At 54.1% G+C, this 15,899-nt stretch carries 13 protein-coding genes; 3 read left to right on the top strand and 10 right to left on the bottom strand.

Annotation, left to right across the window (positions count from 1 at the left end):
• The first annotated feature begins 7 nt into the window (after positions 1-7).
• On the top strand, positions 8-2,563 hold the full coding sequence (locus CJP72_RS16745) for a fimbria/pilus outer membrane usher protein (RefSeq protein ID WP_162382481.1): 2,556 nt from the start codon (positions 8-10) through the stop codon (positions 2,561-2,563).
• On the top strand, positions 2,553-3,719 hold the full coding sequence (locus CJP72_RS16740; protein WP_162382480.1) for a fimbrial protein: 1,167 nt from the start codon (positions 2,553-2,555) through the stop codon (positions 3,717-3,719). The genes CJP72_RS16745 and CJP72_RS16740 overlap by 11 nt, the downstream gene beginning before the upstream one ends.
• A gap of 43 nt (positions 3,720-3,762) precedes the next feature.
• On the opposite strand, the gene cheZ is transcribed toward CJP72_RS16740, so the two are convergent.
• The 10 genes from cheZ to CJP72_RS16690 all read right to left on the bottom strand — a co-directional run bounded on the left by cheZ (position 3,763) and on the right by CJP72_RS16690 (position 13,792).
• The gene (gene cheZ, locus CJP72_RS16735; protein WP_162382479.1) at positions 3,763-4,407 is read right to left on the bottom strand and encodes a protein phosphatase CheZ; all 645 of its coding nucleotides are present in this window, start codon (positions 4,405-4,407) and stop codon (positions 3,763-3,765) included.
• Positions 4,408-4,417: 10 nt separating this feature from the next.
• Entirely contained in the window at positions 4,418-4,807 is a 390-nt protein-coding gene (gene cheY / locus CJP72_RS16730) for a chemotaxis response regulator CheY (RefSeq protein WP_042307777.1), read from the bottom strand.
• A gap of 17 nt (positions 4,808-4,824) precedes the next feature.
• The gene (locus CJP72_RS16725; RefSeq protein ID WP_162382478.1) at positions 4,825-5,874 is read right to left on the bottom strand and encodes a protein-glutamate methylesterase/protein-glutamine glutaminase; all 1,050 of its coding nucleotides are present in this window, start codon (positions 5,872-5,874) and stop codon (positions 4,825-4,827) included.
• Entirely contained in the window at positions 5,871-6,737 is an 867-nt protein-coding gene (cheR, locus tag CJP72_RS16720) for a protein-glutamate O-methyltransferase CheR (protein ID WP_162382477.1), read from the bottom strand. Before cheR ends, CJP72_RS16725 begins: the two co-directional genes overlap by 4 nt.
• A 97-nt stretch (positions 6,738-6,834) precedes the next feature.
• Positions 6,835-8,496 (bottom strand): methyl-accepting chemotaxis protein II, encoded by a 1,662-nt coding sequence (gene tar / locus CJP72_RS16715; RefSeq protein ID WP_162382476.1) that lies wholly within the window; start codon positions 8,494-8,496, stop codon positions 6,835-6,837.
• 83 nt (positions 8,497-8,579) lie between these two features.
• Positions 8,580-9,509, bottom strand: coding sequence for a Csu type fimbrial protein (locus CJP72_RS16710; RefSeq protein ID WP_162382491.1), 930 nt, complete (start codon positions 9,507-9,509; stop codon positions 8,580-8,582).
• 32 nt (positions 9,510-9,541) lie between these two features.
• Positions 9,542-11,932 (bottom strand): fimbria/pilus outer membrane usher protein, encoded by a 2,391-nt coding sequence (locus tag CJP72_RS16705; protein WP_162382475.1) that lies wholly within the window; start codon positions 11,930-11,932, stop codon positions 9,542-9,544.
• The gene (locus CJP72_RS16700) at positions 11,908-12,663 is read right to left on the bottom strand and encodes a fimbrial biogenesis chaperone (RefSeq protein WP_162382474.1); all 756 of its coding nucleotides are present in this window, start codon (positions 12,661-12,663) and stop codon (positions 11,908-11,910) included. The genes CJP72_RS16705 and CJP72_RS16700 overlap by 25 nt, the downstream gene beginning before the upstream one ends.
• A gap of 15 nt (positions 12,664-12,678) precedes the next feature.
• Positions 12,679-13,146 (bottom strand): Csu type fimbrial protein, encoded by a 468-nt coding sequence (locus tag CJP72_RS16695; protein ID WP_238340095.1) that lies wholly within the window; start codon positions 13,144-13,146, stop codon positions 12,679-12,681.
• An 85-nt stretch (positions 13,147-13,231) separates the two neighbouring features.
• Positions 13,232-13,792, bottom strand: a complete 561-nt coding sequence (locus CJP72_RS16690) for a Csu type fimbrial protein (protein WP_238340094.1) — start codon at positions 13,790-13,792, stop codon at positions 13,232-13,234.
• A 433-nt stretch (positions 13,793-14,225) separates the two neighbouring features.
• Between CJP72_RS16690 and CJP72_RS16685 the strand changes: the two genes are divergently transcribed.
• Positions 14,226-15,497 (top strand): cation:dicarboxylate symporter family transporter, encoded by a 1,272-nt coding sequence (locus CJP72_RS16685; protein WP_162382471.1) that lies wholly within the window; start codon positions 14,226-14,228, stop codon positions 15,495-15,497.
• Positions 15,498-15,899: the final 402 nt, after the last annotated feature.

The raw sequence follows: 15,899 nt of genomic DNA, 5'->3' as shown, positions 1-15,899 counted from the left end.
GTGCTAAATGGCAGCTAATGGATTGCGCCTGTCCCTATTTCACCCTCTGCATCGATTCAATGCTGTAATGCGAAGCTTGAGTTGTTTGCTCTTCATCGTCGTTTGCAACGTCAATGCGCGGGAGTTTTACTTTGCTCCGTCATCACTAGAGGGAGACGGGCTATCGCAACAGGATATTGATCTCTCGTTGTTTTCAAAAGAAAACGGACAGTTGCCCGGCACATATCGAACCAAAGTGGCAATGAATAAACGGTATATCGACGATAAATCGATTACTTATATCAATGATAAAACGGGGGCATTACAGCCGCAATTAACCCCTGAACAATTGCGGCAATGGGGAATTCGTGTCGAAGCTTACCCTGAGCTGGCGCAGTTGCCCGCCAATGAGCCGCTGGGAAAGCCACTTGGCGATTACATTCCCTTTGCAACAGCCACGTTTGATTTTAATACCATGACGTTGCGCATCAGTATGCCGCAAGCGGCTATTGATGCGCATCATAGCGATGAGGTTGCGGCGTCATCGTGGAACGACGGCGTGCCGGTGCTCTTTACCAACTATGCGTTTTCTGGATCCGCGCGTAGTGGTGGAGATCAGAGCACCAGCGCCAGCCAATACCTTAACCTGCGCAGCGGCGCCAATCTCGGCGGCTGGCGGTTACGCAACTATTCAACCTGGAACCAGTCCGATGAGTCGCAATCCTGGCAAACCATTAACACCTGGCTCCAGCATGATATCCGTTGTTTAAAAGCTCAGTTTATTGCAGGCGAAAACAGCACCCGTGGCGAAGTCTTTGACAGCCTGCAATACCGCGGCATCAACGTGGCGTCTGACGATCAAATGCTGCCCTATAACCAGCGGGGGTTTGCCCCGATTATTCGCGGCATCGCCAGTTCTAATGCCGAAGTTTCGGTGCGGCAAAATGGCTATATTATCTATCAGGCCAACGTCGCACCGGGTCCTTTTGAAATTACCGATCTCTACTCCACCAGCAATAGTGGCGATCTGGACGTGACGATTAAAGAAGCCGACGGAACCGAGCATCGTTTCACCCAGCCCTATTCAAGCGTCGCCATCATGCAGCGTCCAGGCAATATTCGCTACGAAGTGACCGTCGCCCGCTATCGTGCGGACGATAATCATGCAACCAATGAACCCCTTTTCGCTCAGGCCAGCATTATTTATGGTCTGAACAACTTCCTGACATTTTTCGGCGGCCTAACCACGTCACCAGACTACCAGGCGTTGAACGGTGGCACAGGGGTGATGTTAGGTGAGCTGGGCGCCATCTCAACCGATGTAACCCTGGCGCGCGCACATCTGGATAATAACGAACAACATGACGGGCAGTCCTGGCGACTGATGTATTCCAAACAGATAGAAGCAACAGGCACTAACCTCACTCTGGCGAGTTACCGATACTCGACCGACGGCTATTACACGTTTGCCGATGCTAACGAAAAGCACGAGGCCAACGATAGCGACTGGTCTTACAACTACAACAAGCGCAGCCGACTCCAGCTTAATCTTAGCCAGACGGTGCTCGACAGCAGTGTGTACCTTTCTGGCTATCAACAGGACTACTGGCAAACCAGCCGCAAAGAGCGAAGCATCTCGTCGGGTATTAATCGGATGATTGGCGGTATCAGCGTCAATCTGGCATATACCTATAGCAAAACCAGCGATGAACCCAGCGATCAGATGCTATCGTTGGGTTTTAGTCTTCCACTCTCTCAATGGTTATCTAAAAGCTGGGCCAGCTACAATCTCAGTACCAGCAAGCACGGGAACACCACCCATAATGTTGGGCTTAACGGCACGATGCTGGACGATGACAGACTCAGTTATTCACTCCAGCAGAGCCGGACTAATCATGACAGCGAAGACAGCAGTAGCGTCTATAGCAGCTATCGTTCTCAATATGCCAATCTCAATGCCGGGTACGCTTATGCATCCGATAACTCCCAGCAACTGAGCTATGGGATTAGCGGTGGGATCGTGGCTCATTCGGCAGGCGTCACGCTTTCTCAACCCTTAGGCGATCAATTCGCGATTGTCAGTGCCAAAGGCGCGTCTGGCGTACGTTTTACCAACCAACGCGGTGTGCAAACCGATCTCTTTGGCAACGCGATCATCCCGTCACTAACACCTTATCAGGAAAACGTGGTCCGTATTGATACCACCAGTTTGCCGTCTGATGTGGATACGGATGCCACCGCGATGACCGTGATACCCAGTCGCAACGCCGCTGTCAGCACGCAATTTTCGGCCCATATCGGTTACCGGGTTCTGCTGTCTCTTACCCGTCCTGATGGCCGGGCTATTCCCTTTGGCGCCATCGCCACCGTTGATGACCTCTCTGTCAACGGCATTGTCGACGATCACGGCGTGCTGTATCTCGCCGGTGTTGGCGAAACTATCCCTCTGACAGTGACATGGGGAAACGCAGCAGAACAGCGCTGCCATGCTGACGTCACGCTCTCATCTTCATCTGACACGGCCCCCGGTGGTATCCGCCAGGCCAGTGCACTCTGCAAGCCGGAGATACATCATGCAAAATAAACAGCGCTACAGCATCGGGGTTAAATCCGCCCTCGCCGTAGTACTTCTAACCTTATCGTCCATCGCTCAGGCCGCCACTGTCATACTTACTGACTGCTTCCCGCCACCGGTGGATTACATCACCACCATTAATACCGAGATCCCCACTGAAAATAATCAGGCAGGCCAAGTTATTAGCAACCCGGATTACCATTTTGTTGCCGCGGGGCCATCGATGGTCGCCAACTGTGCCTGTCCGAAAGGGATGAGCACCACCTCAAGCGGTTACGTCTATGAACTCACTGCGGCGGGCAGCCCACTGCCTGCGGGCACAAATGGATATGGCTACCTGACCGATCATTTTGATATTGATGTCACCGCCTACAGTGATGCCATAAACTCACCTGATGGTTCTGGCATCACGCCAATCAACATTGATAGCTACCCCACTCCGCTCGCAAGCATGAAGAAGACCAATGAATCGATAAAACCGACTGAAGCAACCAGCGATGTATGCAGTGATGCAACGCGTCCCGCTGGCGGAAGCAGCATTAAGCGAGAATTTAAGTGGAACGTTGTTATGATCACGCTCTACGTTAAGCAGGCTATTTTAGGCGAAGAGATAATCCCACTGACAGTTATCGCGCAAAACTATTCCTGCCTTTCTACCGGAAACTTTTGCGCCGTCACCGACACGCAGCAAGTCTCCGACTTCAAGCTAGTGGGTAAATTCAGCGCCCCGCTCAGTTGTACGATTAACGCTGGCAGCACCATTGAGGTTGAACTCGGTAATATTGTGAGCTCGCAGTTCGTTACGCAGGGTGAACCACCGGCAAGTTATACGCTAAAGGATGTCAATATCTCTTACCATTGTGATGACCCGGCGGCCAGTAACACCGGGAAAATCAAACTGACACTCAGTGCCGATCAAGGGGTCGTGCCGGGCAGCAATAGTCTGATAGCCAAAATGGAGGGTCGGGATGACATTGGCGTGCGGATGTTTGATCAACACAGCGATAACATCACTCTGGATGGCTCGTTCGACTTACCCGTGACCATGGACGAACAGGGAAACGGCAGTATCATCATGAAAGCCGCCCCGGTCAGCACCACCTCAAAAAGGCCGGAACCGGGTAAATTTGAGGGCAACGTCACCGTGAAAATGGATCTTCGCTAGCAGAGTGACCGCCCAGTAGACCTGCGCTGGGCGGTACTGGTTATCAGAAGCCAAGACTGTCCAGCAGATCATCCACCTGGTCCTGGCTGGCCACAACGCCGGCCTTCGAGGTGTCAACCTGCGGACCATTCAGCAGGCTTTCGTTTTCGCGTTTCGGACGTGCGCCCTGTTCCGGAATGTTTTCCAGCAAGACCATCAGCAGTTGACGCTCGATCTCCTGAATCACATCCATCATGCGCTTGATTACCTGACCGGTGAGGTCCTGGAAATCCTGCGCCATCATGATGTCGAGTAACTGCGCATTGGTAAAACTGGTATGCCCCGGCACATCGCCAAGGTATTTTCGCGTATCAACGACCAGTTCACGGGCGTCAGCAAGTTCGATAGGGTTTTCAAACCACGCATCCCAACGCTGGCTTAGCGCTTTCGCCCCTTTCTCCATTTCATCCTGGTGAGGCTGAGACGCTTCAACGCTGTTCAGCGCGCGTTCTGCCGCCTGCGCCGTCATCTGCACGACATAATCCAGACGATCGCGCGCATCCGGAATCGCTTCCGCCGCTTCCGCAATGGCCTGATCCAGCCCCAGTTCCCGCAGGCTGTCGCGTAACATTCGGGTCAGGCTGCCGATGCGCGCGATGATATCTCCTGCCGAGTGATCATCCGCAGGTTTGATTGATGGTTGCATCATCGTCACACCCTCACATACCCAGTTTCTCAAAGATTTTGTTGAGTTTCTCTTCCAGCGTCGCTGCAGTGAACGGCTTCACCACGTAACCGCTCGCCCCGGCCTGAGCCGCAGCAATAATGTTCTCTTTCTTGGCTTCCGCCGTCACCATCAATACCGGCAATGAGGACATCCCGCCGTCTGCACGGATCGTTTTCAGCAGTTCAAGACCGTCCATGTTGGGCATATTCCAGTCAGAAATCACAAACCCAAACCCACCGGCCTGCAGTTTATTCAACGCGTCGACGCCGTCCTCGGCCTCTTCGACGTTGTTAAAACCCAGCTCTTTTAGCAGGTTGCGCACAATGCGACGCATGGTGGAAAAGTCATCCACAACCAAAAACTTAAGCTCTTTATCCGCCATAAAAATATACTCCCGATTCAAATACGTATTGCCTGTCCGGCACTGATTTTCGCCAGCATCTGCTGGCTTACCTGGCTGAGATCGACCACTTCGCTCACCCCCCCCATGTTGATGGCCTCGCGCGGCATGCCGAACACCACACAACTTGCTTCATTTTGCGCAATGGTCCAGGCACCCGCCTGGTGCATCGCTAACATCCCCGCCGCGCCATCGTTGCCCATCCCCGTGAGGATCACCCCCACGGCGTTGCGCCCCGCGTGCTTCGCAACCGAATGAAACAACACATCGACCGACGGGCGATGGCGATTAACCGGCGGCCCGTCGTGAATTTTGATTTGATAGTTCGCCCCGCTGCGCGCCAGCTCCATGTGCTTATCTCCCGGCGCGATATAGGCGTGTCCGGGTAATACCCGCTCGCCGTTTTCCGCTTCTTTCACGGCTATCTGACACAGTTTGTTCAGGCGCTCAGCGAAGGAACGGGTAAAACCTGGCGGCATATGTTGCGTGATAATCACCGCTGGGCTTGAGAGCGGCAGCGGCTGCAGGACATGGCGTATCGCTTCGGTTCCCCCGGTTGATGCGCCAATGGCGATCAATTTTTCCGAACTCAGTAGCGGTCCGGATTTCAGGGTGACAGGCGCCGCCACTGGTTTATGAGCGGCCAGACGCGCACGCGACGCCGTACGCACTTTTTCCGCAATCATCTCGCTGTAAGCCAGCATGCCTTCACGAATACCGAGCTGCGGTTTGGTCACAAAATCAATCGCCCCCAACTCCAGTGCTCGCAGGGTCACTTCAGAACCTTTGCCAGTCAGGGAAGAGACCATCACGACCGGCATTGGCCGCAGTCGCATCAATTTTTCAAGGAAATCAAGGCCGTCCATCCGCGGCATTTCGACATCCAGCGTCAGAACATCGGGGTTATATTTTTTGATCAAATCCCGGGCCACCAACGGATCCGGCGCCGTCGCCACCATCTCCATATCGCTATGACTGTTAATAATCTCGGTCATGATTTGGCGCATAAGCGCGGAATCATCAACTGACAACACCCTGATTTTACTCATTCTTTATCCTTACTTAGCGCATACACCGTCTGTCCACGCAGGCTAAAATCGCGCACGAGGTGGCTAAAGTTTTCTGAGTGACCGGCAAACAGCAGTCCGTCAGGTTTAAGGAGTGGAACAAAACGACGCAAAATGTTCTGCTGTGTCGTTTTATCAAAATAGATCATCACGTTACGGCAAAATATGGCGTCAAACGGTTCCGGCACGTGGTACTGCTTATCCAGTAAATTGACGCTGGAAAACTCGACGTAATTGGCCAGTTCCTGACGAACGCGAACCAGCCCTTCGTGGGGCCCCGTTCCCCGCATGAAGTAACGCTGCAACTGCTGTGGTGAGAGCGTTTTCAGCTCATCAAGGCGATAAATCCCGTTTCTCGCCTTTTCCAGCACTTCGGTGTCAATATCGCTGGCAAACACTTTCCAGCGTCCCGGCGCGGTACCAAGCGCATCCGCCAGAGTAATGGCGATACTGTAAGGTTCCTCTCCGGTGGAAGCCGCCGCGCTCCATACCCGATATTCGCCGTTACGACGACGCGCATGTTCCGACAACACAGGAAAATGATGACCTTCACGAAAGAAAGCGGTCAGATTGGTGGTCAGTGCGTTAATGAATGCCTGCCACTCGGCGCTGTTTTGGTTGGCCTCCAGCGTGCTGAGATAGCGCCCAAAGTCGTCAAGTCCCAGCGTACGTAAACGGCGGACCAGGCGGTTATAGACCATATCCCGCTTGTGATCCGCCAGCACGATACCCGCGCGCTGGTAGATTAATTGACATATCCGACGAAAATGCGCGTCAGACAGCGCGAGGCGCTGTGTCATCTGTAACAGTAATGACGTTTGCCCGGTGGGCGGAGATGATGTCATAGCGCCTTCTCAATCACATTCAGAATGCAACCGACACCGCTTATCACGGTGCCGATGCTTATTGTGGTACGACGTGCACTTCAGGTTTAAACGACCGTCAGAATGTTTCCCAATTGTTGTCCGGTGCCGTTGTCAGCGGACGGGATTGTGTGTTGTGAGGCGTATTGTCTGGGCGATGCGCCTCACGCGGTTTGTTTGCGAGGGGGCGTGATGCCAGTCGGAATGCCGAGACAGCCTGAGTTAAACGACTGGCCTGTTCTTCGAGTGCCGCAGCGGCCGCCGCAGACTCCTGCACCAGCGAGGCGTTTTGCTGTGTAACGCGATCCATTTCAGACACCGCCAGCGCCACCTGATCGATACCACGGCTCTGCTCGTCAGACGCGGAGGCGATTTCCCCCATGATGTCGGTCACACGTGTCACGGCATTGACGATGTCGTTCATCGTCTCACCCGCACTTTCCACCAGCACTGAGCCGGTATCGACCCGCGATACAGAGTCTTCAATCAACGCTTTAATCTCTTTCGCCGCTTGCGCGCTTCGGCTGGCCAGATTTCGCACCTCGCCGGCGACCACCGCAAACCCGCGTCCTTGCTCTCCGGCGCGTGCCGCTTCCACGGCGGCGTTCAGCGCCAGGATGTTGGTCTGGAAGGCAATCCCGTCAATGACGCTGATGATGTCGGCGATTTTCTTGGAGCTGTCAGCAATCTCATGCATCGTTTTCACAACGCCGTCGACCACTTTGCCGCCGTGCTGCGCCGTATCAGAGGCGCTTTGCGCAAGCTGCGACGCCTGACGCGCGTTGTCGGCGTTTTGTTTCACCGTTGCAGTGAGTTGCTCCATGCTGGCGGCGGTCTCCTCCAGCGCTGAAGCCTGTTGCTCCGTGCGTGAAGAGAGATCGGTGTTGCCAGTGGCGATCTCACTGGTGCCCGAATAAATGGCATCAGAACCTTCGCGAACCTGCGCCACCGTGTCAATCAACGAACGTTGCATGTGATCAACGCTGCCTGCCAGTTCGCCAATTTCGTTACGTCCGGCGACGGTTAACGTCTTCGTCAAATCGCCACTGGCAATTTCGCGAATGTGGCTAATCACTTTTGCAAGCGGATTCAGTAAGGTATGGCGAATACCGTACCAGACGACCACCAGAATCAGCACCAGTACCACCGCAAGAATGGCAAGCTGCCATTGCGCAAAGTGATAATCACGGGCGCTTTCGTCGAACGCCTGGCGGTACAGTTTCTCGCTGACGCTGGCATATTTGCCCAGCGCCTCGCCCAGCGCGTTTTGCATCCCCTGGGTAGGTTGCGCAAAGTACGCGTCCATATTGCCGTGCTCCAGGAACTGAATCAGTTCTGCCAGCGCCGCATGGTATTGCAGGTATTTCTCATCCACATTGCCGCTGGCCTCCGCCATGTCAGGCAAGGGGGTAATGTTTTTGAATGTGGTGTAATGCACTGCCGCCTGGTCCAGAACGTTTTTGGCATTCTTCAGCAGATCGCTTTTGGCGCTGCTCTGCTGGTTACTGGCGTCCATCATCATGCGCGCGGCAGAGCGACTCAGGTTAATACGCGTTTGCAGCATTAAGTCCCATGTCGAGGTAAGCTCACTCTGCTGTTGGCGTAAATCGTTAGAAATAACAAAACTTTGCTGGTTCTGCTGCAATGAAGAAAACAACAGACCACCGGAAACAAGCTGTAGCAGTGCGAAAACCCCCAGCACCATCATCAGCATTGTGACAACGCGGATACGGTTAAACATAAGGCACCTTCCTGAAAACGAGTTATCTCCGTTATCGGCACCCCAGGGCAGAACTTTACATTTGCGAAAAGGAAAAAATGGGACTAGAACGCAATATCGACGACAACCGTGTCGGTATACGTCCCTGCGGGCGGCGTCGTTTGCGTATTCAGAATTTTGGCCGTGTAGTCGTAAGTGCGCAGTAACCCGTCGGAACTCAGTGAGGAAGAGGCGCTACTGGCCCAGCGCTCCGTCCCACTGCTTCCCCATCGTTCCGTCGTACTGCCTTTGTATATCTCATAACTCAATCGATTACCGCCGCTCGCCATATTTCTGACATTCCCACTCGCGTTACTGCCATTATTGATACCAACGCTGTAGGTGCTGCCTTTGGTGCAAGTGACTGAAACGGACTGGGCGATCGCGGGGAAGTTTTTCACCAGCGGCGCGCTGCCAAAATTGACGTTGGGCGCGGTGATGGTGATGCAGTCGTTGGTGACCGTCAGGGTCAGTTGTAACGTGGTTGCCACCGTGTTGGTTTGATTCGTAATACACGCCCCCAGCGCGCCAACCTGGCAAATATTGTAGTAAACGTTGAAATTGAAGATGAGCTGGTACGGTCCTGCGCTGACGTTTTGCCCCGTTAGGGTGTGAAAATAGAGCGGCAAGGTAAAGCGCTTTGAACCCAATAACGCCAGCAGCGTAGTTCCGCTCCACGTGTAGGTGCCGTTGATGGCGATTTCACTGTTATTGGCGCAACCGGCCTGGCCACACAGTCGAACCGGAATGGCATCCGCCACAGTAGCGTTATCCACGCGCTTTAAAGCCCCCCGATTGTTGACCGTGGCAGAGGCTCCCGTGTAGGTCAGCTTGACCGTGTCATTGTTGAGCAATCCGAGCACCACATCGCATTGCACCAACAGATCGGCGCTACTCTTTTGTTCGGACGTGTTCACGGTAAAAGAGGAAACACTGCCTAACGCGCCGCTGGTCGTCGCAACTGAACACGCGGCCTGAACGCCCGACGTTATCATCAGCAACGCAAGCACCCCCCCTCCCCGGACGATCACTCGGAGTGACTCCGGCAAATGAGCGGGCCATAGGTTTGCAGTTTATGCTGAGGATTCGCGACCAGCGTAAGCGTCGCCTGACAATGCCTGCCGTCCGGTGTTGTTGCCTGCAAGACAGTGACGTTCTCTACATTCTCCAGCCAGACGATGCCGTCATACCCCATCACGGCAGGTTTTTGTTGTGATCGCATGACCTGGCTTGCAACCGGCAAGGGTTTATCGTTTTCATCATGCAGAATAACGCTGGCCACCCGCTCCTGCTCCATCGGGAAATCCACCAGATAGCCGCTTTGACGCCGTAACGCTACCCTGCGTTCGGTGTCCTTCAGCCGAATATCCGCCGGTAAATTTAACGTATTGATGCTGTAATTCGCCGGGTAATAGGCCGAAACGCTGCTGATCAGCAAATACCCCTTTTCGTTGGTTTTTCCGATGGGCTGATTTTCATAATTGACCGGAACATCGGCACGGCCGTCAGTGCTGACCACCACAAAAGCATCGTTGATCTTGTTGGCGGCAAACAGTTGATTATCCATCAGCACCAGGGAACCCATTGCTTCGCCCCACCAGGTCATGTCATCACTCTCGCCGTAGGTTCCGCCCTGTAGCTCGACATTGTTATTCCGCCAGCCCAGTGTCGCCTGCTGGTAGTCGCTGTCTTGCGATTGTCGCGCCCATGCCAGGTTCCAGCTAAACCCGCCGTCAGTCGGCATCGAATGGGTGTAGTTAACGCGTTGCGTTTGCCCCGCATCTGGCGTTTTCTCCATGCTGAAAGCGGCGCCGTCACGTTCACCCAACGGGATTTGCACCGACATTGCCAGCGTCCAGTCACCCTGTTGTTGATCCCGGCTGGCGGCAAGATAAAGGCTGCTGCTCCCCCACAAATTCCGACTCCAGGAGAGGTTGAGCAATTGTGTTTTTTGCGCGTCAACGCTACGTATATCGATCCATGCCGCCCCGATATTACCGAATGTCCCCATATTGAAGGTGAGCGAGTACTGATCGCTGCGCTGACTCAGTGACGCCAGCGGTTGATTGTCGTCATCCGTAGTTTCAGGTTGATCGTAGAGTGCCAGATTGCCAAACCCCCGTTCACGTCGGGCATGTTGTGTCGCAAGACTGAACGCTGCGGTACTGTACTGATACCCCCAATTCACCTGATGACCGCTTTTCTCCCGCATGTGGCTTTGCGTCCATGCGCCATTCACCACACCGAAACGCCCCAGTTTGACCAGCGCTCCTGCGCCTGCCAGCGCCAGTTCCTCTGCCGCTTCCCCGTGTCCTTCCAGCGTGAGAAAATCGCTGACGCCATAGCGGTACGTCGCGCTCCCCACCGCCGGACCGTAGTCAGCATTGTCGATACCGTAGTTGCGCCGCAGGCTCCCTAACGTCGCCGCCCCATCACTCATACAGGGTTTTAGCAGTTCACTGGCAACGTAAAACGGTAATGTCGTGCTCACCTGCCTGCCCAACGCATCACGCGTGACCAGGACCGCATCGCCCGCGCCATTAATGTAGGGCAAATTGGTGAGTGTAAATGGCCCCGGCTGGAGATTTGTCGACCCTGCCCGATATCCATCAATGAACAGGTCTACCGATGTCGGAACAGCCGCTTCACCGGAGAATTCCGGCAGCGGCCAGGTCACAAGGTCGGGACGTAGCGAAAAATCACGTCCCCAGTAAAGACCGCCCACCCGCACACTGTTGCTCCAGCTCAGGGCGTCGCTTATCACATCGCCGAAGCGCCACTGGGTGGCATCCTCTTCATTGGTCGCCGTAAACACAGTGTCATAACGAACATAACCTTCCTGCTGATCGTGGCTTCCCGCCAGATTCTGCCGCACATAGCCTGTCGAAGAGAAAGCTCCTGCATCATTAAAAAAGCGCAGTTCATGCCAGAGCGAAACCTGTCCACCGTCATGCTGAGAATCGCTGGCGTAAAAATCGTAGTTAAGTAACGCGCCACGTCCGTGATGCGGCATACTCTGCGCCGACTCACCGCCAAAATGCATAATCCGTTGGGGCATCCAGTCGCGAGGAACCGTCAGTAACAGGCGCTGATCGCTGCTATCGTATTCGGTTTTTACCTGCGCTAAACGCGACGTGTTGACTTCCCCTTGCGGAAGTTTGTCAGGCGGAAGTCCGGCACGCTGCAAATCTGCGCTGGCAACATAAAATTCCCCCTGTCGCAGGGTTACCGGCACCACCTGTTGTGTATCGTAGTGATTAACGATCAGCGCCAGATGGAAGACCGCGTCGCTATTCATCGCGCGGGCATCCGGCGGCGGTGGCAGTGCGTCATCTCCCGACTCCGCCCGGCACAGCGAGGTACTGGTCAATAGCACGGTCATCGCCACCCCCCTCAGTTGGCGGGACCAGACTGCCATTGACCACCCGTCGTGTTGACTGCCGAGGTTAACTCAGCAGGGTGAGAAACACCTGCAGGTAGCGGCCAGCGCCGAAAACTGCCGGGCAGAACATAACCCAACAGACCCTCCGCCACGGTATAGCGCGCACCATCTTGTTGCAGTGACACTTTGCTAAGCCGGACGTGTACATCGCTCTGATTACGGACTTCCAGCTGCGGTTTGCCCTGTTCCTGCACTACCCGCCAGTTGAGTTGCTGCACATTCACCCGCGCGTGATGTTCTCCTTCAGGCGAGGTAGCGACCCCCTGCCCGTAAACAAAGAGCGGCAGTGAATAACGCATCTGCACGTTGAGTCCCATCTGCGGCGTACTGGCGCTTTCAGACTGCGGGATCTCGTCGACAATAATTCGGTACGCCTGCTCAACCCCGGCGGGAACCGTCGTCTGTTTAATCAGCCGGATGAGTTGTTTATTCCCTTTCTCAATACGCACAATGGGCGGGCGGGCAACCACATCCTGCTGTTGCTGATACCGTTCGAACCCTCCGTCCTGTCGCCAGCGCACGATACGTACCTGCATCGTCATCGCTGAGTCCCCCTGATTCTGGATCCACAGTTCGGTAGCCTGACTGTCAGCGGCAAGCCAGGGATCGATTGGCCAGAGTAAAATCGTTCCTGCGCTGTGCGCCCCCTGAGCCAGCAGCATCGCCGACAAGGTAAACAGCCGTCCCAGATTCAGACGCATCTTCATCACATCACTCCCTTACTACCACGACAGGGTCACGGTAAGTTGATCTGAATAGTTTCCCACCGGGCTGAATCCGGTCAGAAATGCAACGCCAAACAGCGGCAGCGCAATATTGTTGCTGTCGCTGTAAACCACTGATACCGGCTGATTAACACCAATTTCGCTGTTCGCCCCCAGAGAAGCTGCGCTGTAGAGACGATAGGCCACACGCTGGGTGTCTTCTGAACGCTGCATATTTCGCACTGACGCAAAATGGCGTCCTCCATCGATGCTCATACTGAGCGATACTCCCGGCGTACAGGCCAGAGAGAGCGCGGCATTCGGCACAAAGCGGGTATTCACCTGCCGCGTTTCTACCCCGCTGTAGCGACCAAAATCGAGTGTTCCCAGCACCCCGCCGCTGCCGGTGATAATGGAACATCCTGGCGTGACGGTGGCACTAAGCTGAAAAGACTGGGTCGTGACGGCCTGTGCCGCCCCCCACATACTGGCCACCAGCCCCAGCACCAGGCGTAACGACGCCCCGCTCCCGATACAGAAGTGCGCGTATGAACAGCTCATTTTTGTGTTATCAGTAAATTACGCTGACATTGATGGTATCGGTATAGGTTCCTGGCACGACAGAAACGCTGTTGCCGCCGCCCTGAATGCGACCATACAGGGTGTAGTTATCGACACCCGCCGTGGTCGATGTCTTCGGGATGGGGGTATTGTTGTCGATGACGTTACTGAATCCGCTGTCGCTGTACAGGCTGTAAGCAACGCCCTGCGTCGTGTCTGCCGTGTTGATGAGATAACGGGCGGGCGTACCCGGCGTTCCCACCACATTCCCCGGCGCGGAAGCATTCGTGTTGCCGGTGATTTGTACTGTGTAATCCGTCGTGGTGCACTGAATACCAAAGCTGTTGCCTCCTCCCGCGCCGGTTAACTGCGTCGTCAATTCTGAAAATGTCGCCGGATGCGCGCCAAAATCAAGCGTACCGAAATTAATCCCGTTCTGGCTGGGCGAACCGTTGATTAAGCAGCCGTTGGTCAGCGTCAGCGTCGCACCGATTGTCCCGTTGCTTGAGAGCGCAAGAACGGAAGGCACAGGCAACAGAAACACGCACGCGGTGCCCAGCAGCAGAGACATGTTGTTCATCACTTCCCTCCAGAAATCGCCACTCTTAATGCTCCTCCCATCAGATTGGGGCAGGAACAGAAGACGCAGAAAAGATCTAACGAGCTGATAAACAGAAATTTAGTTTATGTATGAGAAATCAACCACCAGCGCAACGCATTGCCATACTTATGACTTATTGACATAAAAACATCATAATTATCAAAAAATTAACATTTAATCGAAAAATGAAAAATGCGGTATCAGGAGGATATATTCACTCTTATGCGATCAAGATCACATAATCACGTCCAAAAGAACGCAACAAAATGGATAAAGAATAAAAAATAGTTGTATCCCCCCTCGCTTTACGCCAATTTAGCTAATGAATAATTCAGTGCCTCTAAATAAATAAAATACATGCGTCACTGAAAACAAAATGTTAAATCGAGCTGGGAGCTTTTTAGTGGCAAATGCAAACAAACTCACGTTATTTATCGTGATCTTCATGCTGGCTGGCATTCTGTCAGGAGCGGCGATTCATTCATACACCAGCCAGGAAACCATTGCCGCATGGTCTGACAATATTACTCTCCTCACCGATATCTTCCTCAGGCTTATCAAGATGGTGATTGCGCCGCTGGTGTTCAGCACGTTGACCGTTGGGATTATGCGTTTGGGAGAAACCGCCACCATTGGCCGTGTGGGGGGAAAAGCCATGATCTGGTTTATCAGTTCTTCCGTCCTGTCCATTCTGGTGGGGCTTTTTATCGTGATGATTGAGCAACCGGGAGGCGGGTTAAATCTGGCGATCCCTACGGAATCGGTGGATACCGGTCTCGCGGTGGGTGGCATGAGCTTAAAAGGATTTTTGTCTCATACCATTCCAACCAGTATTGCAGGGGCAATGGCCGACAATGAAATTTTGCAAATCGTCGTGTTCTCGCTGTTTTTCGGTATTGGCGGCGCGTCACTCGGCGAAAAATTCAACGCCCCGCTGGTTGCCGCGCTGGATGTGGTTTCGCACATTATGTTGAAGGTCACGGGGTACGTTATGTACGTTGCGCCGCTGGCGATTTTTGCGGCCATTTCCTCGGTTATCGCCAATGAGGGACTGGGTATTTTACTTCACTACGCCTCCTTTATTGGCGGCTATTACGCCGCGATTCTGATGACATGCCTGGTGTTGTTGGCGGTGGGTTACGTGGTGCTGAAAAAAGAGGTGTTTCGCCTGCTCAGCATGCTGAAGGACCCTGTGCTGGTGGCGTTTACGACCAGTAGCTCGGAAGCAGCCTACCCCAAGACCCTCGAACAACTGACCAAATTCGGCTGTTCGCGCAATATTGTGTCGTTTGTTCTGCCCATTGGTTACTCCTTCAACCTGGTCGGCTCGATGGTGTACTGCTCATTTGCCTCAATGTTTATCGCCCAGGCCTACAATATTCATCTCTCTTTTGCCGAGATTAGCGTGTTGATGCTGACGCTGATGCTGGCGTCAAAAGGGATCGCGGGCGTACCGCGCTCCGCGCTGGTGGTACTGGCAGCGACTATCCCAAGCTTTAATATTCCGGTCGCCGGGATCTTGCTGCTGATGGGTATCGACCACTTCCTCGATATGGGGCGTTCTGCCATTAACGTATTAGGAAACGGGATCGCCACGGCGATGCTGGCGCAGGACGAAGGGCAGATGAATGAAGACGTTGTCCACGAAACGGGGACAGAGCAGGTGGAGGCCTGATAGTAGTACGCTCTGAGACGTCATGCGTTTTTTGGGGAAATTTTTGACTCCGAAACGGGGTTCCGTTCACTTCATGTTCTTCGCTTCTCTGGTATTTCATGCCCCGTGAACGGGTTAAGGGAGCTATCGCCGCTCCCTTAACAATCCCGGCTCCCGGCAGGAAAATTGCCGCTTCGCGGTCCCCCTCCGTTTATTCCTCCAGGCTACCGGGTCGGGCGCGAGGTAACGTCCCTGTAAAACGCGCCCTGAACCCGCATCCCTGCGGGTTCCCCCGGCCTTACGGAAACACGTCGGCAATTTTCAGCCGGACTCTCCCCACACCTGACTATCTGAGCTGTTGTTTAAACAGCCAAACGGAAATCACTGAAAGTCAGAATGCGGAAGCGACACCACGGTCCGGCT

The sequence above is a fragment of the Citrobacter sp. NCU1 genome (assembly GCF_010231475.1).
GTDB lineage: Bacteria > Pseudomonadota > Gammaproteobacteria > Enterobacterales > Enterobacteriaceae > Citrobacter_D.
The sequence above is the reverse complement of the archived record's forward strand: the minus strand, read 5'-3'. Positions and strand labels throughout refer to the sequence as shown.